Source organism: Kitasatospora sp. NPDC022785, assembly GCF_055561295.1.
In genome coordinates this window covers 46847-68750 of the sequence record NZ_JBVHHB010000011.1, presented here as the reverse complement: position 1 = coordinate 68750, position 21904 = coordinate 46847, and the positions used below count along the sequence as shown (strand labels likewise).

General features: G+C 73.7%; 24 protein-coding genes and 1 pseudogene. 12 read left to right on the top strand and 13 right to left on the bottom strand.

Annotated elements, in window-relative coordinates; translation table 11 throughout:
• Positions 1-122 precede the first annotated feature (122 nt).
• A complete protein-coding gene (locus ACZ3YO_RS19500; protein ID WP_465549921.1) occupies positions 123-1154 on the top strand; it encodes a methyltransferase in 1032 nt (343 codons plus the stop codon).
• 99 nt (positions 1155-1253) lie between these two features.
• On the opposite strand, the gene ACZ3YO_RS19495 is transcribed toward ACZ3YO_RS19500, so the two are convergent.
• Positions 1254-1943, bottom strand: a complete 690-nt coding sequence (locus ACZ3YO_RS19495) for a class F sortase (RefSeq protein WP_465549923.1) — start codon at positions 1941-1943, stop codon at positions 1254-1256.
• 220 nt (positions 1944-2163) lie between these two features.
• On the bottom strand, positions 2164-2571 hold the full coding sequence (locus ACZ3YO_RS19490; protein WP_465570689.1) for a hypothetical protein: 408 nt from the start codon (positions 2569-2571) through the stop codon (positions 2164-2166).
• A 285-nt stretch (positions 2572-2856) separates the two neighbouring features.
• On the opposite strand from ACZ3YO_RS19490, the gene ACZ3YO_RS19485 reads away from it, so the two are divergent.
• The gene (locus tag ACZ3YO_RS19485) at positions 2857-3333 is read left to right on the top strand and encodes a PPOX class F420-dependent oxidoreductase (protein ID WP_465570687.1); all 477 of its coding nucleotides are present in this window, start codon (positions 2857-2859) and stop codon (positions 3331-3333) included.
• A 72-nt stretch (positions 3334-3405) separates the two neighbouring features.
• Positions 3406-4272: a hypothetical protein gene (locus tag ACZ3YO_RS19480; RefSeq protein WP_465570684.1), complete on the top strand. Its 867-nt coding sequence runs from the start codon at positions 3406-3408 to the stop codon at positions 4270-4272.
• Between the two features lie 194 nt (positions 4273-4466).
• Here the strand turns inward: ACZ3YO_RS19480 and ACZ3YO_RS19475 are convergent, their stop codons facing one another.
• From ACZ3YO_RS19475 to ACZ3YO_RS19445, 7 genes are all read right to left on the bottom strand, one after another.
• On the bottom strand, positions 4467-4799 hold the full coding sequence (locus tag ACZ3YO_RS19475) for a TcmI family type II polyketide cyclase (protein WP_396322459.1): 333 nt from the start codon (positions 4797-4799) through the stop codon (positions 4467-4469).
• Between the two features lie 5 nt (positions 4800-4804).
• Positions 4805-5260 carry an SRPBCC family protein gene (locus tag ACZ3YO_RS19470; RefSeq protein WP_396322458.1) on the bottom strand — a complete coding sequence of 152 codons (456 nt, stop codon included), beginning with the start codon at positions 5258-5260 and terminating at the stop codon, positions 4805-4807.
• A gap of 1 nt (position 5261) precedes the next feature.
• Positions 5262-5522: an acyl carrier protein gene (locus ACZ3YO_RS19465; protein ID WP_396322457.1), complete on the bottom strand. Its 261-nt coding sequence runs from the start codon at positions 5520-5522 to the stop codon at positions 5262-5264.
• Between the two features lie 39 nt (positions 5523-5561).
• Complete coding sequence (locus ACZ3YO_RS19460) at positions 5562-6803, bottom strand: beta-ketoacyl synthase N-terminal-like domain-containing protein (RefSeq protein WP_465570680.1); 1242 nt, start codon at positions 6801-6803, stop codon at positions 5562-5564.
• Between the two features lie 5 nt (positions 6804-6808).
• Positions 6809-8065 (bottom strand): beta-ketoacyl-[acyl-carrier-protein] synthase family protein, encoded by a 1257-nt coding sequence (locus ACZ3YO_RS19455; RefSeq protein WP_465570677.1) that lies wholly within the window; start codon positions 8063-8065, stop codon positions 6809-6811.
• Positions 8062-8496, bottom strand: coding sequence for a cupin domain-containing protein (locus ACZ3YO_RS19450; protein ID WP_396322454.1), 435 nt, complete (start codon positions 8494-8496; stop codon positions 8062-8064). The genes ACZ3YO_RS19455 and ACZ3YO_RS19450 overlap by 4 nt, the downstream gene beginning before the upstream one ends.
• 92 nt (positions 8497-8588) lie before the next feature.
• Positions 8589-9755, bottom strand: coding sequence for a SchA/CurD-like domain-containing protein (locus tag ACZ3YO_RS19445; protein ID WP_465570674.1), 1167 nt, complete (start codon positions 9753-9755; stop codon positions 8589-8591).
• A 302-nt stretch (positions 9756-10057) separates the two neighbouring features.
• Between ACZ3YO_RS19445 and ACZ3YO_RS19440 the strand changes: the two genes are divergently transcribed.
• On the top strand, positions 10058-11683 hold the full coding sequence (locus tag ACZ3YO_RS19440; protein ID WP_465570671.1) for an FAD-dependent oxidoreductase: 1626 nt from the start codon (positions 10058-10060) through the stop codon (positions 11681-11683).
• Positions 11684-11751: 68 nt separating this feature from the next.
• On the opposite strand, the gene ACZ3YO_RS19435 is transcribed toward ACZ3YO_RS19440, so the two are convergent.
• Positions 11752-13407 (bottom strand): APC family permease, encoded by a 1656-nt coding sequence (locus tag ACZ3YO_RS19435; protein WP_465570668.1) that lies wholly within the window; start codon positions 13405-13407, stop codon positions 11752-11754.
• A gap of 392 nt (positions 13408-13799) precedes the next feature.
• Between ACZ3YO_RS19435 and ACZ3YO_RS19430 the strand changes: the two genes are divergently transcribed.
• The 7 genes and pseudogenes from ACZ3YO_RS19430 to ACZ3YO_RS19400 all read left to right on the top strand — a co-directional run bounded on the left by ACZ3YO_RS19430 (position 13800) and on the right by ACZ3YO_RS19400 (position 19769).
• Complete coding sequence (locus tag ACZ3YO_RS19430) at positions 13800-14102, top strand: urease subunit gamma (protein WP_465549942.1); 303 nt, start codon at positions 13800-13802, stop codon at positions 14100-14102.
• A gap of 14 nt (positions 14103-14116) precedes the next feature.
• Entirely contained in the window at positions 14117-14428 is a 312-nt protein-coding gene (locus ACZ3YO_RS19425) for an urease subunit beta (RefSeq protein ID WP_465570665.1), read from the top strand.
• Positions 14421-16172: an urease subunit alpha gene (locus tag ACZ3YO_RS19420; RefSeq protein ID WP_465570662.1), complete on the top strand. Its 1752-nt coding sequence runs from the start codon at positions 14421-14423 to the stop codon at positions 16170-16172. Before ACZ3YO_RS19425 ends, ACZ3YO_RS19420 begins: the two co-directional genes overlap by 8 nt.
• Complete coding sequence (locus ACZ3YO_RS19415; protein WP_465570660.1) at positions 16172-16837, top strand: urease accessory protein UreF; 666 nt, start codon at positions 16172-16174, stop codon at positions 16835-16837. The genes ACZ3YO_RS19420 and ACZ3YO_RS19415 overlap by 1 nt, the downstream gene beginning before the upstream one ends.
• Positions 16827-17504, top strand: a pseudogene (gene ureG / locus ACZ3YO_RS19410) (urease accessory protein UreG); the annotation flags it as partial. The gene ACZ3YO_RS19415 and the pseudogene ureG, both read left to right, overlap by 11 nt.
• A 146-nt stretch (positions 17505-17650) precedes the next feature.
• Complete coding sequence (locus ACZ3YO_RS19405; RefSeq protein WP_465549952.1) at positions 17651-18388, top strand: urease accessory protein UreD; 738 nt, start codon at positions 17651-17653, stop codon at positions 18386-18388.
• Positions 18389-18449: 61 nt separating this feature from the next.
• Positions 18450-19769: a DUF2254 domain-containing protein gene (locus ACZ3YO_RS19400; RefSeq protein WP_465570657.1), complete on the top strand. Its 1320-nt coding sequence runs from the start codon at positions 18450-18452 to the stop codon at positions 19767-19769.
• Between the two features lie 14 nt (positions 19770-19783).
• Here ACZ3YO_RS19400 and ACZ3YO_RS19395 read toward each other — a convergent pair whose 3' ends face one another.
• Entirely contained in the window at positions 19784-20710 is a 927-nt protein-coding gene (locus ACZ3YO_RS19395; RefSeq protein ID WP_465570654.1) for a serine/threonine dehydratase, read from the bottom strand.
• 26 nt (positions 20711-20736) lie between these two features.
• On the opposite strand from ACZ3YO_RS19395, the gene ACZ3YO_RS19390 reads away from it, so the two are divergent.
• Entirely contained in the window at positions 20737-21132 is a 396-nt protein-coding gene (locus tag ACZ3YO_RS19390; protein ID WP_465570651.1) for a DMT family transporter, read from the top strand.
• A gap of 48 nt (positions 21133-21180) precedes the next feature.
• Here ACZ3YO_RS19390 and ACZ3YO_RS19385 read toward each other — a convergent pair whose 3' ends face one another.
• Together ACZ3YO_RS19385 and ACZ3YO_RS19380 are read right to left on the bottom strand one after the other, a co-directional pair.
• Entirely contained in the window at positions 21181-21498 is a 318-nt protein-coding gene (locus tag ACZ3YO_RS19385; protein WP_465570649.1) for a hypothetical protein, read from the bottom strand.
• Complete coding sequence (locus ACZ3YO_RS19380; protein WP_396322441.1) at positions 21495-21785, bottom strand: SAV_915 family protein; 291 nt, start codon at positions 21783-21785, stop codon at positions 21495-21497. The genes ACZ3YO_RS19385 and ACZ3YO_RS19380 overlap by 4 nt, the downstream gene beginning before the upstream one ends.
• Positions 21786-21904 lie beyond the last annotated feature (119 nt).

The window sequence follows — 21904 nt, the reverse complement described above, 5'->3', positions numbered from 1 at the left end:
CGCGCGTCCCACCGGCTCCGCGACTCCCGCGGAGCCCAAGGGCGTGTCCGTGAAGGCCCGCCCGCCCGGCGACACCGGGACACCCGCCCAGCCCCCACCTCCCCTCTGCAGAAAGACGGCACATGACCACCACGCCCGCCACCACCCCGCCGGCCGCGATGCGGCTGCGGGAGCTCGTCTTCGGCGCCGCCTGCGCCGCCGCCGTCCGCGCGGCCGCCCGGCTCGGTGTCGCCGACGCGCTCGGCGACACCCCGACCAGCGTCACCGACCTCGCGGCCGCGCTCGACACCGAGCCCAAGCAGCTGCGCCGCCTGATGCGCGCGCTCACCTGCTACGGCATCTTCCAGGAGACCGGCGGCGACCGGTTCGAGCACACCGAGATGTCCCGGCTCCTGCGCGAGGACGCCCCCAACAGCCTGCGTTACATCTCCCTCTGGTGCACCGAGCCGTGGACGTGGGAGGCCTGGCCGAAGCTGGACGAGGCGGTCCGCTCCGGCCGCAACGTCTTCCCCGAGCTGTTCGGCAAGGAGTTCTTCGACTACCTGCACAGCGACGCGGGCGACTCGGCGAAGGTCTTCGACAAGGCGATGACCACCTCCAGCCGCCAGTCCGCCGCCGACTTCGCCGCCTACCTGGACCTCACCGGGATCGACTCGGTGGTCGACATCGGCGGCGGCCAGGGACACGTGCTGGCCAGCCTGCTGGAGAAGCACCCGGCGCTGCACGGCACCCTGCTCGACCTGCCCAAGGTGGTCGCCGGCGCCGACCCGCGGCTCCGCGACGGCGGCGCCTACTCCGCCCGGGCCCGCCTGGTGCCCGGCGACTGCCGGGTGGACATCCCGGTCCGCGCCGACCTCTACATCATCAAGAACATCCTGGAGTGGGACGACGAGAGCACCCGTCGCACCCTCGCCAACGTGGTCCGCGCGGCCCGTCCGGGCGCCCGTGTCGTGGTGGTCGAGAACCTGGTCGACGACAGCCCGTCGATGCGCTTCACCACCGCCATGGACCTCATGCTGATGCTCAACGTCGGCGGCGCCAAGCACTCGGAGGAGAGCCTGGTCCGGCTGATGGAGGAGGCCGGCCTGGACGTCGCCGAGGTCCGCCCGGTCAACCCGTACCTGCACGCCTTCGAGGCCACCGTGCGCGGCTGACCCCGACCCGCGCACGACGAGACCGCCCGCACCGGGCTCCCGGTGCGGGCGGTCTCGTCGTGGCTGCGCGTCGTGGCGGTGGGGTCTCGTCGTGACGGCTCAGGCCTTGTGCGAGGACTCCAGGTGCGCGAAGACGACCACGTTGTCCAGGTAGTCCTTGCGCTTCTTGTCGTAGGTGCCGCCGCAGGTGATCAGTCGCAGCTGGGCGTCCGGCGTCTTCCCGTAGACCTTCTGGTCGGGGAAGGCGCTCTTGGCGAAGGTCTCCACCGAGTCGACCGTGAAGACGGCGACTGTGCCGTCCGCCCGTTGCACCTCGACCTTGTTGCCCGGCAGCATCAGGCTGAGCAGCAGGAACACCGCCGGGCCCTTGGTGGTGTCCACGTGCCCGGCCACCACGGCGCTGCCGCGCTCGCCGGGGGTGACGCCGTCGCGGTACCAGCCGACGAGGTTCTGGTTCTCCGGTGGCGGCGCGTTGAGCTGCCCGGCCGGGTTCAGCGTCAACTCGGTGAACGGTGCGTCCACGGCGATCTGCGGGATCCGCAGCCGGGTCGGAACGGACCGCTTCAGCGCCGGCCCGGACGGCTTGGCCGGTGCCGGGGAGGCCGCCGGTGAGGCGGACGCGGCGCCGGGGGACGCGCCGGCGGTGGCCGCCGGGGGAGCGGCCTGGCCCGGCGGAGGCTCGGCCGAGGGTGCGGCGTCCACCGAGTTGTAGATGAGCAGCAGACCGGCCGCCGCCGCGCCCATACCCGCGCGCAGCAGCCGGGACGTACCAGGGACCAGACCGGTCATGACTCCACTCCTCGGCCTTCACGGCGACTCGGCCTTCACGGCGACTCGGCCTTCAACGCCGACCCGGCTTCAACGGCGACTCGGCTTCAAGTCGGCACAGCGGTGGCACCGCCGCCGGAGGACCGCCCCGCGTGCCCCCGCCGTGGCCGGCGCACGGAGCGGCGGCCACGGCGGGGAGGCGACGGGAGGTGACGGGCGGCGCCTGACCCGGCGACGCAGGTCAGATCGCGGCTCCGGTGGCGCGACGGCCCTTGCGCAGCGCGATCGCGCCGGCTCCGAGACCGCCCAGCAGCAGGACGGCGCCGGCCCCGAGGCCGCCGCCGGACAGCGCCAGGCCGCCGCCGCCGGTGTGCACGCCACCGTGCGGGGTCTTCTCGTCGGCCTTGTGCTCCTCGCCCGAGGAGGAGCCCTTGTCCTTCTCCTCCCAGCTCTTCTGGCTGTCGGGGCCGGCCGACTTGTCCTGCTTCTCGTCCCAGGTCTTCTGGCTGTCGGGGCTGGCGGACTTGTCCTGCTTCTCCTGCCAGGTGAGGTTCTTGTCGGAGCCGTCGGCGAAGGCGGCGGGGGCGCCGACGGTGAGGGCGGCGGCGGCGACCACGGCCCCGGCGAGAAGCGTGCGTGCAGAACGCATGATGGTGATCCTTCCGGCGCGGCCCGCGACAGCCGACACGTCGTCGGGCAAGGGGACTCGCGGAGTGGTGCGCCTGATCCACCGTCAACCACCCCGGCGGCCGCTGCCACCGGAGCAGGGGGGTGAGGGCGGTGGTTGTGCGTCCCTTCGAGTGGACTCCTTGGCGTGTTCACCCGACTGCCCCGGCGATCCGGGTGAATCCGGCATGGACCCGGGGCCGCGGGCCCGCCGTCCCGACGGGCGAAGGCCGGCGTGGATGCGGGCGCGCGCGGGCAGGCTTGGCGCATGGTCGAGATCTCGAAGGACGTCCGGGCGCGGATCGAGGCGGGGCACATCTGGTTCGTCGCCACGGTCAACGCCGACGGGTCGCCGCACGTCAGCCCGATGTGGGTGGGGACGGAAGGCGGCCTGGTGCTGTTCAACACCTCGGTCGGGCGGGTCAAGGAGCGCAACCTGCGGCGCGACCCCCGGGTCTGCCTGTCGCACGCGGACGCGGCCGACCCGTACGACCGGGTACAGATCCGCGGGCGGGTGGTCCGGTTCGTCGAGGGGGAGGAGGCGGACCGGAACATGGACCGGCTGGCCGGGGTCTACCTCGGGGCGGAGCGCTACGAGTGGAGGATCCCCGGCGAGCGGCGGGTGGTGGTGCTGATCGAGCCGACCCGGATCAGCCGGGTGACCGGCGTCGAGACCCTCCCGCCGGGTGCGCCGGGGGCTGCGGGCGCTGCGGGGGCCCGGGGGGTAGCCCCTTCTCCCCGGTGACCACCCCCGGGGAACCGGCCGCGACCTGCCGCGTCTATCTTGATGGTCCACTGACACGAGAGGGAGCGGTCGATGAGCACGGTCGGTCGGAAGGTTGCCGCGGTGGCGGCGACGGGGGTTCTGCTGGGCGTGCTGGCGGCCTGTGGCTCCGGGGGGTCGAAGACCTCCCACGACACGGCGACGGGCAGCGCGAGCCCGGCGGCGGGTGCGACCGCGGGAGCGGCCACGACCGCTCCGGCGAGCCCCGGGGCGAGCCCGGCCGGTGCCGGGGACCAGGCGGCGGCCGGCGGCGCGACGTCCGCAGCCTCCGGCGCCGCGGCCGGCACCTCCGGCTCTCCCGCGCCGGGCACGCCGGGCACGCCGGCCCCGGGCGGAGGAGCGGGCGCCACCGGTGGCGGGGCCGCGCAGCCCGCCGGGGCGGACTCCGACACACTGCTGCTCGACGACAAGCTCCTGCTCCAGCTGATGCCGGACCAGAAGGCCATGACCGGCTGGGAGGAGGAGAAGCGCCGGGTGGACACCGCCGACCACGCCACCACCTGCACCGGCGCCGGGTCGTGCAGCGGCAAGCCGCTCAGCGGGTCGGCCCGCTTCTCCTCCGGCGAGGTGACCGCGCGCTTCGGGATCGAGACCCTCCCGAGCAAGGCGGCGGCCAAGGACAAGCTCGCGGAGGCGTACGCGGGGTACGCCGACGGCAGCAAGTACCACGCGGTCGAGCTGGCCGCGCTGGGGAGCGAGAGCCGCGCCTTCCAGGGCGATCTGGCCGGCCGGGACGGCGTCGCCATCGTGCTGCGCTCCGGTACGGTGGTCGCGACGGTGACCACTGAGGGCGGCCCGGTCGACCCCGCGGCCACCAGGCGGCTCGCCGCGCTGCTGGTCCAGCGCGTCGAGCAGGCCCAGGCGGGCCGTACCCCGGACGCCGCCCTCGGCACGGCCTGACGTACGCCCCGCCGCACGCCCCGACGCACGCCCCTGAGGCACGCCCCGCCGCACGCCTCGACGTGCGCTCTGCGGAACGGCCCGGCGCACGATCCGGGCCGCCGGCGCTCACGGCGGCCGACGCTCAGCGCCCCCTCCACACGCCGGTGCCCCGCAGGCCTTCCTGCGGGGCACCGTGCGGTCCGGGGCGCGGCTCAGTTGAGGCCGCCACGCTCCCAGCGGTAGAACTCGCGCGCCATGGCGTCCTTGGGCTCCCGCCAGGTGGCCGGGTCGTACGCCTGGACGTAGGCGGTGAGGGCGTCGCTGACCGCCCGGAACTCCGGGTGGCCGGCGACCTGCGCGACGGCCGGGCCCGGCGGGCGGTCGGCCTCGATCAGATGCAGGTAGACGTCGCCGAACTGGAAGAGGCTGCGGCCGGTGACGCCGATCAGGTGCGGCAGTTCACCGCGGTCGGACTCGGCGAACACGTCGGCGATGCCCGGGGCGGCGTCCGGCTTCATCCGGGCGACGATCAGTGCGCGGTGCATCCGGCTCACACCTCCCCGGCCTGCTTCTCGACCTTCTCGCGGATCAGCTGCATCTGGATGCGCGAGTTGCGGTTGATGTGGTTGACCATGCCGTCGTCGTCGACCGGGGCTGTGGGCTTCATCGCGAAGTCCTGGACCCAGCGCATCTTGGTGCCGGCCGGGACCTCCGCGTACTCCCAGCGGATGTCCATGAACTCGAACGGCCCGGGCTCGACCCGGCGGGCGCGCACCGCGAGCGAGGCCCGGTCGGTGGTGCGCTCGGAGACCCAGCTCCAGATCTGGCCGTTCTCGTCGGGGTGCATGGTGAGCCGGAAGCGCACGCTGTCGCCGTCCCGCTCCAGCACCTCGACGGAGGCGTACTCGCTGAACAGCTGCGGCCAGTTCTCCAGGTCGTTGGTGATCTCCCAGACCAGGTCGAGCGGCGCGGCGATGACGATCTCGTTGTCCGTGTGTCCAGGCATCTCAGGCACCGGCCTTCGCGGTGAACGCGGCGTTCACCAGTTCCAGGAATTCGGCCGGGGTCTTGGCCGACTCCGCACCGTTGGTGACCTTGACGCCGTGCCGGTTCTCCAGTTCGCCGACCACGCCGAGCAGACCGAGGGAGTCCACGCCGAACTCGTCGAAGCTGACACCGGGGCGTTCCAACTCGATCGGGTCGATCGCGACACCGGCCCGGGCCTGGATCAGCGCGGCCAGTTCGGGGTGGCTGAGGGTGATGCTCACGGGAAGTCCCTTCTAGGTGAGCCAAATAGGGGTTGTCGGTCAGGCCCGGTCGTCGCGCCGGAGCACCAGCGCGGCGTTGGAGCCCATCAGCCCGCGGCTGAGCACCAGTGCGGTGCGCAGCTCGGCCGGGCGGGCGCGGCCGGTCACCAGGGCGAGGTCGTGGCAGACCTCGGTGACGTTGGGGGTGGGCGGCACCACGCCGTCCTCCATGGCGAGTACGGCCGCCGCCGCGTCGAGCAGCGGCGCCCCGCAGTAGGCCCGCCCGGTGCCCGCCTTGGGCGCGGTCACCGGGACGCGTTCGGCGTAGGGGCCGAGCGCGTCGGCCAGGGCGAGCGCCTCGGCGCGGTCGGCGGCCGGGACGCCCAGGGCGTCGGCGAAGACCACGTCGACCTCCTCGGGGGCGATCCGGGCCTGGTCGAGCGCGATCCGGATCGCCGCGGCCAGCCCCTCCCGGGACTCCTCCCAGCGGGAGGCGCCGGTGAAGGTGGCGCCGTGCCCGGCGATGTGGGCCCGCACGGTGGCGCCGCGCCGGCGGGCCGTCCGCTCGTCCTCCAGCAGCAGCATCGCGCCGCCCTCGGCGGGGGCGAAGCCGTTGGCGTCCGCGGAGAACGGCAGGTAGGCCCGGTGGGGCTCCTCGGAGAGGCTGAGCTCGGGGTATCCGAGCTGGCAGACCATCGAGTAGGGCGCCAGCGGTGCCTCGGCGGCGCCGGCCACCACCGCGTCGGTGCCGCGCTCGATCGCGCGGGCCGCGTGTGCGAGGGCGTCCAGGCCGCCGGCCTCGTCGCTGGCGACCACACCGCACGGGCCCTTGTAGCCGCCGCGGATCGAGACCTGGCCGGTGCTGGCCGCGTAGAACCATGCGATGGACTGGTACGGTCCGACGAACTGTGGCCCCTGGCCCCAGAGTTGCTGCAGCTCGCGCTGGCCGAACTCGCCGCCGCCGGAGCCGGCCGCGGTCACCACACCCACGGCGTAGGGCTGTTCGGGGTCGGGGGTGAACCCGGCGTCCGCCACCGCCAGGTCGGCGGCGGCCATCGCGTAGTGCGTGAAGCGGTCGGTCTGTACCAGGTAGCGGCTGTCGATCACGGACTGCGGGTCGAAGTCCCGGACCTGGCCCGCGATGCGCAGCGGGAGGTCGGCGCAGCCCTCGCGGGATATCCGGTCGAGGACGCTCACGCCCTGCCTGGTGGCCTTCCAGAAGGCGTCGGCACCGACGCCGTTCGGCGCCACCACGCCGAGGCCGGTGACCACCGCCCGGCGTTCCTGTTGACGTGACGTCATGGATCTCACCCCGTTCTGTTGAGCACGACGGCGGACTGGAATCCGCCGAATCCGCTGCCGACCGACAGGATGTGACGGAGCGGCAGCTCGCGCGCGGTGCGCGGCACGTAGTCGAGGTCGCACTCCGGGTCCGGAGTCTCGTAGTTGGCGGTCGGCGGTACCACGCCGTGGGCCAGTGCAAGGGTGCACGCGACCACCTCGATCGCGCCGATCGCGCCGAGCGAGTGCCCGACCATCGACTTGATCGAGCTCATCGGCGTCTCGTACGCGTGCCCGCCGAGCGAGCGCTTGACGGCCGCCGTTTCGTGCCGGTCGTTCTGCTTGGTGCCCGAGCCGTGCGCGTTGACGTAGTCGACGTCGGTGCGGTTCACCCGGGCGTGGTCGAGCGCGTCGTCGATCGCCCGGGACATCTCCAGCCCCTCCTGGGTGAGGCCGGTCATGTGGTAGGCGTTGCCGAAGGTGGCGAAGCCGCCGATCTCGCCGTAGATCCGGGCGCCGCGCCGGCGGGCGTGTTCCAGCTCCTCCAGCACCAGGACGGCGCCGCCCTCGCCGAGCACGAAGCCGTCCCGGTGGGCGTCGAAGGGGCGGGAGGCGTGCTCCGGGTCGTCGTTGCGTTCGCTGGTGGCCTTGATGGCGTCGAAGCAGGCGACGGTGATCGGCGAGATCGGCGAGTCGGAGGCGCCGGCGATGCAGATGTCGGCGCGTCCCTCCTCGACCGCCTGGAAGGCGTAACCGATCGCGTCCAGCCCGGAGGTGCAGCCGGTGGAGACGGTCTGCACCGGGCCGTGCGCGCCGGTGCGCTCGGCGACCGCGGAGGCCAGCGTGGACGGCGCGAAGGCCCGGTGCAGCTGCGGTTCGGCCCGGCGGTGGTCGACGTCCCAGCGGGTGCCGCCGGAGCTGACCAGGGCGTAGTCGTGCTCCAGCCGGGTGGTGCCGCCGACGGCGGTGCCGAGCGAGACGCCGATCCGCCACGGGTCCTCCGCGGCGAGGTCAAGACCCGCGTCGGCGACCGCCTCGTCTGCGGCCACCATCGCGAACTGCACGTACCGGTCGGCCCGTTGGGCGTCCTCCGGGCTCAGCCCGTGCGCCGCCGGGTCGAAGTCGCACTCGGCGGCGATCCGGGAGCGGAACCCGGTGGGGTCGAAGAGCGTGATGCCCCGGGTCGCCGTCCGGCCGGAGGTGAGCAGCCGCCAGAAGGCGGGGACGCCCACGCCACCGGGTGCGACCACGCCGATCCCGGTGACGGCGACGCGCCGTGTCACGAAGCCACCTTGGCGTGTTCCGGCGGGCCGGAGGTGACGGCACCCTCGGTCTCCTCGGTGTCGACGTGGCCCAGCTCCGGACGGGGGGCGAGCGGGCCGAGGTGGAAGACCATCCGGGCCTCGGTGTCGCCCACGTTGCGGAACCGGTGGCGCATGTCGATCGGGATCATCAGGCCCTGGTTGGGCTTGAGCGCCCGGGTGACCCCGTCCAGGTCGACCTCGAGGTCGCCGCTCACCACGAAGACGAACTCCTCGGAGTACGGGTGGTAGTGCTCGCCGATCCGCTCGCCGGGCTGCACGATGGCCAGGCCCATGAAGCCGCTGGTCGCGCCGCAGGTGGTGGGGGTGAGCATGGCGCGCAGGTCGCCGCCGCGCCGGCGGTTCTCCGGTGCCTCGTCGACGTGCACGATCCGTGGGTACTGCGTGGACATGGTTCTTCCTCCGAGTGTCGGTTCCGGATCTGGTCCGGCGGTGGTGCGGGGTCCGGCGGTTCTTCTGGCGGCGGCGCCGTGCCGGCGCCCCGTCAGCCCTCCTGCGAACTGCGGTCGGTGACCGGGTTCATCGCGCGGGCCGCGAGGAAGGCGCTGAGTCCGGCGACGGTCCGAAGGTCGCCGTCGGCGCCGAGGTCGAGGAGCCGGCCGAGGACGGTGGCCTCGCGTTCGCCGGCGACACCGAGGGCCGCCGCCGGGTCGGCCTCGGCGGGTACCCGCAGGTCCGCCAGGCGGACCACGATGTCCTCCCGGTGGAAGACGAAGGACGCGGCGACCGGGCCGGTCGGGTCCGCGGTGGCCAGGTTGTCGTGCTCGGCCAGCAGCGCGGCGACGGCCTGCCCGTTGCCGGGCTTCACCGGGTAGAGCACCGCGTGCCGGTGCAGCCGCCCGGAGACGGGGGAGCCCGCGATCGCCTGGTGTTCGGCGGGCAGCGCCGCCTTGGCGAAGAAGGCGCGCGCGGCCTGCGGGTCGCCCAGCTGGCGGGCCTCCTCCAGGTACGGGTTGATCGCCTCCTCGACGGCCCGGACCTCGGGCTGCATGGCGACGTGGCGCAGTGCGTCACCGAGGTTGCCGATCACCTCGACGGCCCGGACGACGCGGTTGCCGTGCATGAACAGCGAGGTGCGGCGCAGCCGGGTGGTCTCGTCGACCTCGGCCTTGGGGGAGGTGTAGCCGGACAGGATCCGGGCCACCTTCTGCTCGCTGCCGGGCTTCACGGTGAAGGTCAGCGCGTGCCGGGTCACCCCGTCCGGGCCGGGTGCGGCCTGCGGCGGGCCGACGTGCCCGGCCGGCGTGGTGCGGGGCAGGCCGGGCGGCACCTCCGCCGGGGCGCGGGTGCCGGTGACGCCGGCCGCGGAGGTCTCCCGGAGGATGGAGTAGCGCAGCGAGCGGAAGGTGTCGCTGACGCAGCCGTGCATCGGCTTGACCATCTCGCGGTGCGCCGGGCTGTCGACCCACTCCAGGAAGGTCTCCTGGTCCTCCCACTCACTGGTGATCAGCCACTGCCGGGGGTCGTTGATCGACTGGCAGAGCTGGTCGCTGACATGCCCGGGGACGGACGCCACCTGGTGGCGCAGCGTCTCGTACACGTCGAGGAAGCGCTGCTGGGCGCCGTCCTTGATCTCCAGCATCAGCATGACGCGCAGCCGCGTGTCGGTCTCGGCCTGCTGTTGCGACTGCGGTTCGGACAGAGTCGTCATGATCCACTTTCTGCTTCTGGGGCGCCCGCGTCCGGCCGCGCGGGGCGGCGTCCGGCCGGTGGGCCCGACGGGGGAGGGCGGTGCGGTGGCGGTCGGCCCGGGCGTCGGCGTCAGGCCTGAGGTCGATCGTGCGCGGAGCCCGCGGGGTGGCGCGAGATTTGCGGGCCATCCGAGCGAAGGGGCGGCAGAACGACCCCGGGGCGGGGGATGGAGAGACGGGGCCGCCGTGTGTGCGTGCCCCGCCGAGGGCGGCGCCGAGCCCGAAGCCGGACCGCGAACTCCCGTACAGGCTGGAGTAATTGATGAATCCGAAGGTTGACGACCGGGTGCCGGTCCTGATCGTCGGCGGCTCGCTGGTCGGGCTGTCGGCCTCACTCTTCCTGGGCCGACTGGGTGTCAGACACCTGCTGGTCGAGAAGCACGCCGACACTTCGCGTCACCCGCGTGGCCGAGGCAACAACGTCCGCACGATGGAGCTGTACCGGGTGGCCGGGATCGAGCAGGCGATCCGCGAGGCGGCCTCGGTGCTCGCCGCGAACCACGGCATCCTCCAGACCCCCTCGCTGACCGGCGAGGAGCAGGAGTGGCTGTTCCGGGAGATCGACCCGGGGGGCCGGCTGGCCCGGTTCAGCCCGAGCGCGTGGTGTCTGTGCAGCCAGAACGACCTGGAGCCGGTGCTGCTGCGGTCCGCCCGCGAGCTCGGCGGCGACCTGCGCTTCAGCACCGAGCTGCTCTCCTTCGAGCAGGACGCCGACGGGGTGACGGCGCTGCTGCGCAGCCGGGAGACCGGCGAGGAGCGCACCGTCCGGGCGCAGTACCTGGTCGCGGCGGACGGCCCGCGCAGCCCGGCCCGGGAGCGGCTGGGCATCGGCCAGACCGGCAAGGGCGAGCTGTTCCACAATGTCAGCATCACCTTCCGGGCCAAGCGGCTGGCCGAGGCGGTGGGCGACCGGCACTTCATCGCCTGCTACCTGACCAACCCGGAGGCCGACGGCGCGCTGCTGCCGGTGGACAACCACGAGGAGTGGGTGTTCCACGCGCCCTGGCACCCCGAGCGCGGCGAGCCGCTGGAGGCGTTCACCGACGAGCGGTGCGTCCGGCACATCCGGGCGGCGGTCGGCGTGTCGGACCTGGAGGTGGAGGTCACCGGGAAGGCGCCCTGGCACGCGGCCGAACGGGTGGCCGAGCGGTACTCCGGCGGACGGGTCTTCCTCGCGGGGGACGCCGCGCACGAGATGTCGCCGACCGGCGCGTTCGGCTCCAACACCGGCATCCAGGACGCGCACAACCTGGCCTGGAAGCTGGCCGCGGTGCTGGGCGGCTGGGCCGGGCCGGGGCTGCTGGAGACGTACGGCCAGGAGCGCCGACCGGTCGCCGAGGTGACGAGCGAGCGTGCCTCGGCGCGCTCGGCCGAGCACAGCCACCCCGGGTACGCGGTGGTGCCGGGCGTCGGCCGGCAGGCCGGCGTGCTGGCGGTGGCGCTCGGCTACCGCTACCCCGAGGGCGCGGTGGCCGGGGCGGATCCGGCGGGCGCGGTGGTACCGGAGAAGTTCGAGTCGGCCGGCGAGCCCGGCAGCCGGGCGCCGCACCAGTGGCTGCTGCGGGCGGGTGTGAAGCTCTCCACCCTCGACCTGTACGAGCAGGCGATGGTGCTGCTCACCGGCCCCGAAGGCACGGCCTGGCACGAGGGCGCCCGGCGGGCGGCCGACCGGCTGGCCGTCCCGCTGGACGCCTACCGGATCGGTACGGGCGCCGAGGACGACCTGGCGCCCGAGCCCGGCGCGGACTTCGCCGAGCTCCACGGGGTCCGCCCGGACGGCGCGGTGCTGGTCCGTCCGGACGGCTTCGTCGCCTGGCGCTCGGAGGGCGCGGTGGCGGATCCGGAGGCGGCGGTGACGGCGGCGCTGCGCGCGGTGCTGAAGCTGTAGGGCGCCGGAGACGCGGGACGGGCCCGCCGGGGTGAACCGGCGGGCCCGTCCTGTGGTGCGACCGAGGGTCAGTGACCGCCCGCGTCGACCACCTCGATGTCCTCGACGTTCCGCTCGATCACGTCGGCCGGCAGTGCGACCCGGATCGCCCAGAAGTAGATGCCGAGGGCGAAGAGCGCGACCACGGCCATGTCCCACCACATCGGAATGTGGCCCTGGCCGCCGAAGGTGCCCTGCCAGGAGATCACGCCGAGACCCACCAGGTACGCCGGCAGCCACTGGGCCGCCCGCCAGTCCAGGCGCGGCGCGTTCGGCAGGCCCTTGCGGATCGCGTAGACGGCGTAGCCGCCGAGCAGCAGGTAGCCGATCAGGATGGCGAAGCCCAGGCGGTACAGGGTCTCCCAGCCGGACCAGTAGATGATCAGGCTGGCGACCACGAAGGACAGCGGGGCGATGACGGCACCGCCGGGCAGGCGGTAGGAGCGCTCCCGGTTCGGCAGGCGGCGGCGCAGCGCGCCGAAGGCGAGCGGGGCGCCGGCGTACATCAGCACGCTCGCGGAGGTGATGAAGCCGACCAGCTCGTGCCAGCTGGGGAACGGCAGGAAGCAGATCACGCCGGTGACGAAGGACATGATCAGGCCGAAGTACGGCACGCCGTTGCGGTCCACCTTCTCGAAGGCCTGCGGCGCGTAGCCGTTCTTGCTCAGGCCATAGGAGATGCGGGAGGTGGAGGTGGTGTAGATCAGGCCGGCGCCGCCGGGGGAGATGATGGCGTCCACGTAGAGGACGTAGGCCAGCCAGCCGAGGCCGACGGTCATGGCGAGGCCGGCGAACGGGCGGCTGATGCCCTCGAAGTCCAGGCCGGCCCAGCCCCCGGCGAGGCTGGCCGCGGGGATCGCGGCGATGAAGACCACCTGCAGCAGCACGTAGATCAGGGTGCCGATGCTGACCGAGCCGATGACGGCGCGCGGGATGTCGCGCTTGGGGTTGCGGCTCTCACCGGAGATCTGCAGGGCCTGCTCGAAGCCGAGCAGGGCGAAGATGATGCCGCTGGTGCTGATCGCGGTCAGGACACCCTTGATCCCGAACGGCGCGAAGCCGTGCTCGGTGAAGTTGCCGGGGTGGAAGTTGGTGATGGCCAGGACGAAGATCGTGGCCAGCGGCACGGCGATCTTGAACCAGGTGGTGATGCTGTTGGTGCGGGCCAGCACCTTGACGCCGAGGAAGTTGACGGCGACGAAGAGGGCCATGAGGAAGACGGCGACGATGAGGCCGCTGGTGGTCAGCGTCTCGTCGGGCCGCTGCAGGCCCTCGGCGAAGGACCAGTGCGTGGCGTAGTTGATCATGGCGAAGACCTCGATCGGCGCCACGGTCGCCGCCTGGAGCCACGAGAACCAGCCGAAAGACATCCCCGCCAGGCCGCCGAAGGCGTAGTGCGGGTAGCGGGCGGTGCCACCCGCGACGGGGAAGAGTCCGCCGAGCTCGGCGTGGACGAACGCCAGCAGTGCGATCGCGATGGCGCCGATGCCCCAGGAGATGAGGGCGGCGGGGCCGGCGACCATGGAGGCGTTCTTCGCGCTGAACAGCCAGCCGGAGCCGATGATCGAGCCGACCGAGGCCCACATGAGGCCGATCAGTCCGACCTCGCGGCGCAGCGAGCGGTGAGTGGGGGTACCGGTGTCGGTACCCGTGCTCGGCGGGGAGAGCTGGTTGAGGGATGCCATGCGAAATCTCTCTGTGGTGTGGGGGCCCCGGCGATCGGAGCGCGGAGAGTTGCCACACAGTAGGCGTATTCATAGGCCTCTGCACAGATTTCATTACTGAATGTTTACCTACTTGGCCGGACATCCTCGCAGGTAGGGGGCATTCAGTTCATACATGTGTTACATAACTGATGAGTAGGTTCAGCACTTGAGCGGGAATTGAGCTTCGCCTCAAGATCTGGCAATCTGGACGGCACATAGGGTCATAGAAATAGCGCCCACTGCATAGTGATACCGGCCCGGGCTGGCGGGGCGGCCTGCCCCAGGGGTGGTTCGTCCGCTACGGTATGCGCCACCACCGCGGCACAGCGTCGTGTCCGCGCGCTCTTACCTCCCCTCGAAGGTGCGCGCAGATGAAACTCACCCCCCACGAGCAGGAGCGCCTGCTCATCCACGTGGCCGCCGATGTGGCCCGCTCCCGGCGGGGCCGCGGCCTGCGGCTCAACCACCCCGAGGCGGTCGCACTGATCACCTCGCACGTCCTCGAAGGTGCCCGCGACGGCCGGACCGTCGCCGAGCTGATGGACTCCGGCCGCAAGGTGCTCACCCGGGACGACGTCATGGAGGGCATCCCCGAGATGATCCCGGACGTCCAGGTCGAGGCGACCTTCCCCGACGGCACCAAGCTCGTCACCGTCCACGGGCCCATCCAGTGAGCGCCGGCGGAAGCATGACGCCGGGTCAGATCATTTACGGAGAAGGCGAGATCGGTCTCAACCTCGGGCTGGACGTGACCCGGCTGACCGTCCTCAACGGCGCCGACCGGCCCGTCCAGGTCGGCTCGCACTACCACTTCGCCGAGACCAACCCCGGACTCGCGTTCGACCGTGCGGCCGCCCGCGGCCTGCGCCTCAACATCCCCGCCGGCACCGCCGTCCGCTTCGAGCCGGGCATCCCGGTCGAGGTCCAGCTGGTCCCGATCGCCGGCCGCCGCGAGGTCGCCGGCCTGCGCGGCGAGACGGCAGGAGCCCTCGATGACTGAGCACCTCAGGGCCGGCCGCCCCGCCCTCCGGCTCACCCGCGAGCGCTACGCCGACCTCTACGGCCCGACCACCGGCGACCGGATCCGGCTCGGCGACACCAACCTGCTGATCGAGGTCGAGGAGGACCGCAGCCGCGGCGGCGACGAAGCCGTCTTCGGCGGCGGCAAGGTGATCCGCGAGTCCATGGGCCAGGCCCGCACCAGCCGCGCCGAAGGGGCCCCGGACACCGTCATCACCGGCGCAGTGGTGCTCGACCACTGGGGCGTCGTCAAGGCCGACATCGGCATCCGGGACGGCCGGATCACCGCGCTCGGCAAGGCCGGCAACCCCGAGACCATGGACGGCGTCCACCCCAGGCTGGTGATCGGCCCGGAGACCGAGGTGATCGCCGGCAACGGCAGGATCGTCACCGCCGGCGCCGTCGACACCCACGTCCACTTCATCTGCCCGCAGCTGGTGGACGAGGCGCTGGCCTCGGGTGTCACCACCCTGGTCGGCGGCGGCACCGGGCCCGCCGAGGGCACCAAGGCCACCACCGTCACCCCGGGCGCCTGGCACCTCGGCCGGCTCTTCGCGGCGATGGACGGCCTGCCGGTCAACGTCGGGCTGCTCGGCAAGGGCAACACCGTCAACGAGACGTCGATGCACGACCAGCTGCGGGCCGGCGCGCTCGGCTTCAAGATCCACGAGGACTGGGGCGCCACCCCGGCCGTGATCGACGCCTGCCTGCGGGTCTGCGACCGGACCGGTGCCCAGCTCGCCCTCCACACCGACACCCTGAACGAGGCCGGCTTCGTCGGCGACACCCTCGCCGCGATCGCCGGCCGGGGCATCCACGCCTACCACACCGAGGGCGCCGGTGGCGGCCACGCGCCCGACATCATCACCGTGGTGAGCGAGGCCAACGTGCTGCCCAGCTCCACCAACCCGACCAGGCCGCACACCGTCAACACCGTCGACGAGCACCTCGACATGCTGATGGTCTGTCACCACCTCAGCCCGCACGTGCCCGAGGACCTCGCGTTCGCGGAGTCCCGGATCCGGCCCTCCACCATCGCCGCCGAGGACGTCCTGCACGACCTCGGTGCCATCTCCATCATCAGCTCCGACTCCCAGGCCATGGGCCGGATCGGCGAGGTCGTGCTGCGCACCTGGCAGACCGCCCACGTCATGAAGGCCCGGCGCGGCGCGCTGCCCGGGGACGGTCGCGCCGACAACCACCGGGCCCGGCGCTATGTCGCCAAGTACACCATCAACCCCGCCGTCGCCCAGGGGCTGGACGGCGAGATCGGCTCGGTCGAACCCGGCAAGCTCGCCGACCTGGTGCTCTGGTCGCCGGCCTTCTTCGGGGTCAAGCCCGACCTGGTCGTCAAGGGTGGCCAGATCGCCCGGGCGCAGGTGGGCGACGCCAACGCGTCCATCCCCACGCCCCAGCCGGTGCTGCCGCGGCCGATGTTCGGCGCCACCGGGCGCTCGGCGGCGGCGAACTCGCTCAACTTCACCGCGCAGGCCGCGATCGACGACGGCCTGCCCGCCCGGCTGGCCGAACAGCTCGGCGTGGCCAAGGAGTTCACCGCGATCCGGAACACCCGCGGGGTCACCAAGGAGCAGATGGTCAACAACAGCGCCCGCCCCGACGTCCGGGTCGACCCCGACACCTTCACCGTCACCGTCGACGGCGAGGTCGTCACCCCCGAACCGGCCACCGAACTGCCGCTCGCCCAGCGGTACTTCCTCTTCTGATGGCCCTCGCTGCGCTGCTGATGCTCGCCGACGGCCGGTTCCCCGCCGGCGGGCACGCGCACTCCGGCGGCGCCGAGGCGGCGGTCAAGGCCGGGCGGGTGTACGACAGCGCCACGATGGCGGCCTTCCTCACCGGGCGGCTGCACACCACCGGCCTGGTCGCCGCCGCCCTGGCCGCCGCGGCCGCCGCCGGACAGGACATCGTCGTCCTGGACGCGGCCGCCGAGGCCCGCACCCCGTCGCCGGCCCTGCGCGCCACCAGTCGCCGGCTCGGCCGCCAGCTGCTCAGGGCCGCCCGCGCCGCCTGGCCGCACGACCGACTCGACCGACTCGCCGGCGGGTTCCCGCGCGGCGCGCACCAGCCGGTGGTGCTCGGCACCGCCGCGCTGGCCGCCGGGCTCACCCCGGCCCAGGCCGCCTCCGCCGCCGTGTACGAGAGCGTCAACGGGCCGGCCACGGCATGCGTGCGGCTGCTCGGCCTCGACCCGTACGAGGTCGCCGCCGCGCTCGCCCGCCTCGCGCCGCAGCTCGACGCCGTCGCTGGCGAGGCCCTGGCCGCGGCGCTGCGCGACGACCCGGACGCGCTGCCGGCCGCCTCCGCCCCGCTGCTCGACGTCTACGCCGAAGAGCACCACTCCTGGAAGGTCCGTCTCTTTGCATCGTGACCACGTCGACCCCGTCGACGCACCCGTCCGCCACACGTACGCGGCCGCCCTCGCCGCCGACGGCCGCCGCCGCGCCCTGCGGATCGGCCTCGGCGGGCCGGTCGGCTCCGGCAAGACCGCCACCGTCGCCGCCCTCTGCCGCCTGCTGCGCGAGGAACTCTCGCTGGCCGTCGTCACCAACGACATCTACACCACCGAGGACGCCGAGTTCCTGCTCCGCAACGCCGTCCTGCCGCCCGAGCGGATCAGCGCGGTCGAGACCGGCTGCTGCCCGCACACCGCCATCCGCGACGACATCTCCGCCAACCTGGAGGCCGTCGAGGAGCTGGAGGACGCCGTCGGCCCGCTCGACCTCGTCCTCGTCGAGTCCGGCGGCGACAACCTCACCGCCACCTTCAGCCGCGGGCTGGTCGACCACCAGATCTTCGTCATCGACGTCTCCGGCGGCGACAAGATCCCGCGCAAGGGCGGCCCCGGCGTCTCCACCTCCGACCTGCTGGTGATCAACAAGACCGACCTGGCCCCGCTGGTCGGCGCCGACCTCGGCGTGATGGCCCGCGACGCCGCCGCCCAGCGCGGCGAGCTGCCCACCGTCTTCTGCTCGCTCACCTCCGCCGACGGCGTGGCCCCCGTCGCCGCCTGGGTCCGGGAGAAGCTCGCGGCCTGGCGCGAGGCCGACCGGCGCGAGACCACGCAGTACGGGGCCGACCCGAGTGAGGCCGCGCAGGACGGAGCCGACCCGAGTGAGGCCGCGCAGGACGGAGCCGACCCGCGCCAGGCCGCGCAGCACGCGACCGACCGGCGCCAGGCCCGGTGACGGCCGCAGTCCTCGCGCGGGCCCGCATCCTCGCCGAGCCGGACGGGCGGGGCACCACCGCTCTGCCCGTCCTCTCCGGCGCCGGCCCGCTCGCCCCCCGCCGCACCCGGGACGACGACGGCGCCGCCCACGTGGTGCTCGTCGGCTCGATGGCCGCACCGCTCGGCGGCGACCGGCTCGCCCTCGCCGTCGAACTCGCCGACGGCGCCGCGCTCACCGTCACCAGCGCGGCCGCCACCATCAGCCTGCCCGGGCCCGGGCCCGCGTTCTACGACATCGCGCTGACGGTGGGGGAGGGCGCCCGGCTCGACTGGCGGCCCGAACCCGTCGTCGCCGCGAGCGGCAGCCACCTCGTCCTGCACACCCGGATCACCCTCGCCGCCGGCGCCCGGCTGCGCCACCGCGAGGAACAGATCCTCGGCCGCCACCACGACTGGGCCCGTGGCGCCGCCCCCGGCCGGCTCACCTCCCGGCTCACCGTCCGCCGCGCCGGCCGGCTCCTGCTCGACCAGCAGACCGACCTCGGCCCCGGCGCCCCCGGCTGGGACGGCCCCGCCGTCCTCGGCGGTCACCGGGCCACCGGACAGCGGCTCACCGTCGGCCACCCGCCGCCGCCACCGCCCGGGCGGCCCGCCGGGGGCGACGCCGCCCTGCTCACGCTGCCCGACCCGGACGCCGCGCTGCTCACCGCCGCAGCCCCGGACGGGCTCGCACTGCGCCGGCTGCTGGGGTAGCCCACCCGGGGCGGGCGTGGCGTACCGGCGCGGCTGTGAGCACCCGCCCTAGCCTGGGGCGATGACCGACCGTTCGCCGGGCCCGCCCCGACAGGTGCGCTACCGCGCGCTCTCCCCGCTGCGCGAGCACCTGCGGGAGTCGTTCTGGTTCGCCCCGCTGCTCACCTGCCTCGCCGCCGTGGTGCTGGCCTCGGTCACCGCCTGGCTGGACGAGAGCGTCGTCACCGCCACCGTCGCCGAGACCGGCTCCGCCGACGAGCTGATGCGGTTCACCGGCGCCGCCAGGAGTGTGGTCTCGACCGTCAGTTCGGCCATGCTGACGTTCATCGCCGTGGTGTTCTCGATCTCGCTGGTCGCCCTGCAGATGGCCGCCAGCCAGTTCTCCCCGCGGGTGCTGCGGCTGTACGTGCGCAGCCGGCTGACCAAGGCCACCTTCTCGGTCTGCCTGGCCACCTTCCTCTTCGCGCTGCTCGTCCAGCTCAGCTACGACGACTCCACCGACCCGGCCAAGGTCACGTCCGTACCGGTCTTCTCCGGCCTCGTCGCCGTCCTGCTGGTGGTGCTCAGCCTGGGGCTGTTCGTCCTCTACGTGCAGTCCACCATGCGGCTGTTGCGCGTCCCGCACGTCATCGACCGGGTGGCGAACGAGTCGGTGTCGGTCATCCACCACTACCGGCTGATGCAGCCCGAGCCGCAGCCGCCGGCCGTCCCCGAGGGAGCGCTCACCCTGTTGCACGAGGGCCGCTCGGGGGTGCTGCGCGACGTCAACATCGGCCGGCTGGTGCGGATCGCCCGCAAGCACGACGCGGTGCTCCACCTCGTCCCCCGGATCGGCGACTTCATCACCCCCGGCACCCCGATCGTCCGGGTGGCCGGCGCCCGACCGCCGCGCCCGCGGCGGATCGCCCTGGCCTTCAACGTCGGCGTCGACCGGACGATGCACCAGGACCTCGGCTTCGGGTTCCGTCAGCTGGTCGACATCGCCATCCGAGCGCTCTCGCCCGCCGTCAACGACCCGACCACCGCGGTGCAGTCCATCGACCGGATCCACCAGCTGCTCGCCATGCTCGTCCACGAGAGCTTCGGGGACCTCTGTTTCCGCGACCGGGCAGGCGCCGTCCGGCTGGTGGAACCGGTACCGGACTGGCGCTGCGTGGTCGATCTCGCCTTCACCGAGATCCGCCTCTGCGGCGCCGGGCACCCGCAGGTGACACGCCGCCTCGCCGCCTCCCTGGACGACCTGCTGCGCATCGCCCCCGAGCACCGGCGCACCCGACTCCTGGAGCAGCGCGTCCTGTTGGACCGGGCCGTGGCGGAGAACCTGCCCGACCCGCAGGCCCGGACGTTCGCCCTGGTGCCGGACCGCCAGGGCATCGGCTGAGCCGCCGGCCGCCGCTAGCCGCCGGTCACCAGGTCGGACGGGTCGGTGTTGGCGCCGCAGAGCAGGACGGCGATCCGCTCGCCGTCGGTGCCGTCCACCGCGGCGAGGGCGGTGGCCGCCGCGTGTTCGACGGCGATCCGGCGCTCGTCCCAAAGGTCCTGCCGGGCCCGGACGATGGCGGTGTCCGGGACCAGCACCGAACGGACGCCGTCCTGTTGGGCGGCATGGACGGCGAGTGCGGTGGCCCGGCGGGCGCCCAGGGAGTCCGAGGCCACCGACTCCACCGGGACGTCCACCGGACTCCCCGCCGCCAGCGCCGCGTTCAACGCCCGGCTGCCCGCCGGCTCCACCGCCACCACCCGGACGTCGTGCTCGCGCGCCGCGGCCGCCACCCCGGCGAACAGTCCGCCGCCTCCCACCGACACCACCACCGTGTCCAGGCCCGGGAGTCGGTCCCGGATCTCCTCCAGGACCGTCCCGGCCCCGGCCGCGATCAGCGGGTGGTCGTAGGCGTGCGAGGCCAACGCGCCGCTCGCCGCAGCGAACTCCTCGCACGCGGCCAGCGCCTCCGCGTACTCGCCGCCCGCCAGCCGTACCTCGGCGCCGTAGGACCGCAGCCGCGCCATCTTCACCGGCGGCGCCGTCTCCGGCAGGAACACCGTGGCGCGCACGCCGAGTTCACGGGCCGCCCAGGCGCAGGCCAGGCCCGCGTTCCCGCCCGACGCGATGGTCACCCCGGCGGCGGGCAGGGTGCCCGCCCCGGCGTGCGCGAGCAGGAAGTTCTGTGCGCCGCGCGCCTTGAAACTCCCGGTGTGCTGCAGGTACTCCAGAGCCAGCCAGACCCGCCCGCCCTCGTCCCCCGGCGCCACCACCACCGGTCGCACCCGCCCCGCGATCCGCTCCCCGGCCGCCTTCACGTCGCTGTACGTCAGGTGGTCCACGCCGCTGCTCTCCTCCGCACCCGGGGGTGGAGGAGGACCTCCACCGCGTCACCGCCGACGGTACGTGGTCACCGTGGGAGAGGAGAAGATCACGACCGGCCGCGGGTTCGCGGCGGGCGACCGTCCTGACCGGGCTCGGGCCCGCCGTCAGCCAGTGCGCCTACTTCGGCTCGGTGCTGTACGCGGGCCATGGCCTCGGCACGCTGATCACCATCGGCACCGTTCCGACCCTGCTCGCGTACCGCTGGTACTTCGCGGGCCCGGCCGCCGTGCCGGGTGCGACGGCCTCCGTCCTGCTCGAACCGGTGACGGCCGCTCTGATGGCCACCGCCTTCCTGGGCGAGCCCCTCACCCCGGCACTGCTGGCCGGCTCCGTCCTCATGCTGGCCGCGATCGCCGCGCTGACCCGCGAAAGCGGCTGAGCCGAGCCGCCCGTGCTCCCGCGACACGGGGGCGCGGGCGGCAGGTGGCTACGGCACCGGCCGGAGCGTCGGCGGCCGGGGGACGAGGGCGCGCAGGACCAGGTCGATCCGGACGTGGGCGGCGCCGGCCCGCAGCAGGGCCGCGGAGATGGCCCGTAACTCCTCGGGGCCGGTGCAGGCGAGGCGGAGTTCGAGGTCGGCGTCCCCGGCCAGGGCGAGTCCGCTCTGCACGGCGGGGAACTCGGCGGCCAGCCGGTCGAAGTCGAGCGGGACGGGGCCGAAGCCGACCCGGGCGAGGGCGTGCAGGGGCCGGGCTCCCTGGGGCTGCGGCGCGGCGCCGCCGGGGAGCAGGTGGAGGGCGGTCACCGGGGCTGGAGCTGGGCCGCCGGGGCGGGGGAGCAGGTGGCGGGCACGGGCGGCGCCACCAGGCGCGGGTCCAGGACCACGGTGTCGACGCCGAGCGGTGCGGCGAGTGCCCGCAGTGCGGGTTCCGCGAGCTCGGTGGACGCCTGGCCCGGCCCGAGCAGGGCGGTCAGGGCCTCGGCGGAGCTGAAGCCGACCGCACAGCGGCGGCCGTCGCGGAGACGGAACAGGCGAAGGGCGGTGGTGCGTCCGGTGACGGTGACCGGGACGTGCCAGACGACGCGGGCCATGCGGGTGCTCCCGAGTGGTGGAGGGGCCTGCCGGAACTGCTTCTCCGACGCTAGGGCGCCCGCGGTCCGCCGGGCGTCGTCCTGACGCAGTGTTGACCGAATGCGGCGCCGTGTTGACG

Excerpts from the sequence above, each read along its gene's own strand:
- ACZ3YO_RS19475 (WP_396322459.1), bottom strand. The coding sequence starts at position 4,799 with ATGCACCGCGCACTGATCGTCGCCCGGATGAAGCCGGACGCCGCCCCG.
- ACZ3YO_RS19470 (WP_396322458.1), bottom strand. The coding sequence starts at position 5,260 with ATGCCTGGACACACGGACAACGAGATCGTCATCGCCGCGCCGCTCGAC.
- ACZ3YO_RS19490 (WP_465570689.1), bottom strand. The coding sequence starts at position 2,571 with ATGCGTTCTGCACGCACGCTTCTCGCCGGGGCCGTGGTCGCCGCCGCC.
- ACZ3YO_RS19380 (WP_396322441.1), bottom strand. The coding sequence starts at position 21,785 with ATGGCCCGCGTCGTCTGGCACGTCCCGGTCACCGTCACCGGACGCACC.
- ACZ3YO_RS19485 (WP_465570687.1), top strand. The coding sequence starts at position 2,857 with ATGGTCGAGATCTCGAAGGACGTCCGGGCGCGGATCGAGGCGGGGCAC.
- ACZ3YO_RS19415 (WP_465570660.1), top strand. The coding sequence starts at position 16,172 with ATGGCCCTCGCTGCGCTGCTGATGCTCGCCGACGGCCGGTTCCCCGCC.
- ACZ3YO_RS19495 (WP_465549923.1), bottom strand. The coding sequence starts at position 1,943 with ATGACCGGTCTGGTCCCTGGTACGTCCCGGCTGCTGCGCGCGGGTATG.
- ACZ3YO_RS19400 (WP_465570657.1), top strand. The coding sequence starts at position 18,450 with ATGACCGACCGTTCGCCGGGCCCGCCCCGACAGGTGCGCTACCGCGCG.
- ACZ3YO_RS19440 (WP_465570671.1), top strand. The coding sequence starts at position 10,058 with ATGAATCCGAAGGTTGACGACCGGGTGCCGGTCCTGATCGTCGGCGGC.
- ACZ3YO_RS19425 (WP_465570665.1), top strand. The coding sequence starts at position 14,117 with ATGACGCCGGGTCAGATCATTTACGGAGAAGGCGAGATCGGTCTCAAC.
- ACZ3YO_RS19430 (WP_465549942.1), top strand. The coding sequence starts at position 13,800 with ATGAAACTCACCCCCCACGAGCAGGAGCGCCTGCTCATCCACGTGGCC.
- ACZ3YO_RS19420 (WP_465570662.1), top strand. The coding sequence starts at position 14,421 with ATGACTGAGCACCTCAGGGCCGGCCGCCCCGCCCTCCGGCTCACCCGC.
- ACZ3YO_RS19480 (WP_465570684.1), top strand. The coding sequence starts at position 3,406 with ATGAGCACGGTCGGTCGGAAGGTTGCCGCGGTGGCGGCGACGGGGGTT.
- ACZ3YO_RS19445 (WP_465570674.1), bottom strand. The coding sequence starts at position 9,755 with ATGACGACTCTGTCCGAACCGCAGTCGCAACAGCAGGCCGAGACCGAC.
- ACZ3YO_RS19435 (WP_465570668.1), bottom strand. The coding sequence starts at position 13,407 with ATGGCATCCCTCAACCAGCTCTCCCCGCCGAGCACGGGTACCGACACC.
- ACZ3YO_RS19450 (WP_396322454.1), bottom strand. The coding sequence starts at position 8,496 with ATGTCCACGCAGTACCCACGGATCGTGCACGTCGACGAGGCACCGGAG.
- ACZ3YO_RS19460 (WP_465570680.1), bottom strand. The coding sequence starts at position 6,803 with ATGACGTCACGTCAACAGGAACGCCGGGCGGTGGTCACCGGCCTCGGC.
- ACZ3YO_RS19500 (WP_465549921.1), top strand. The coding sequence starts at position 123 with ATGACCACCACGCCCGCCACCACCCCGCCGGCCGCGATGCGGCTGCGG.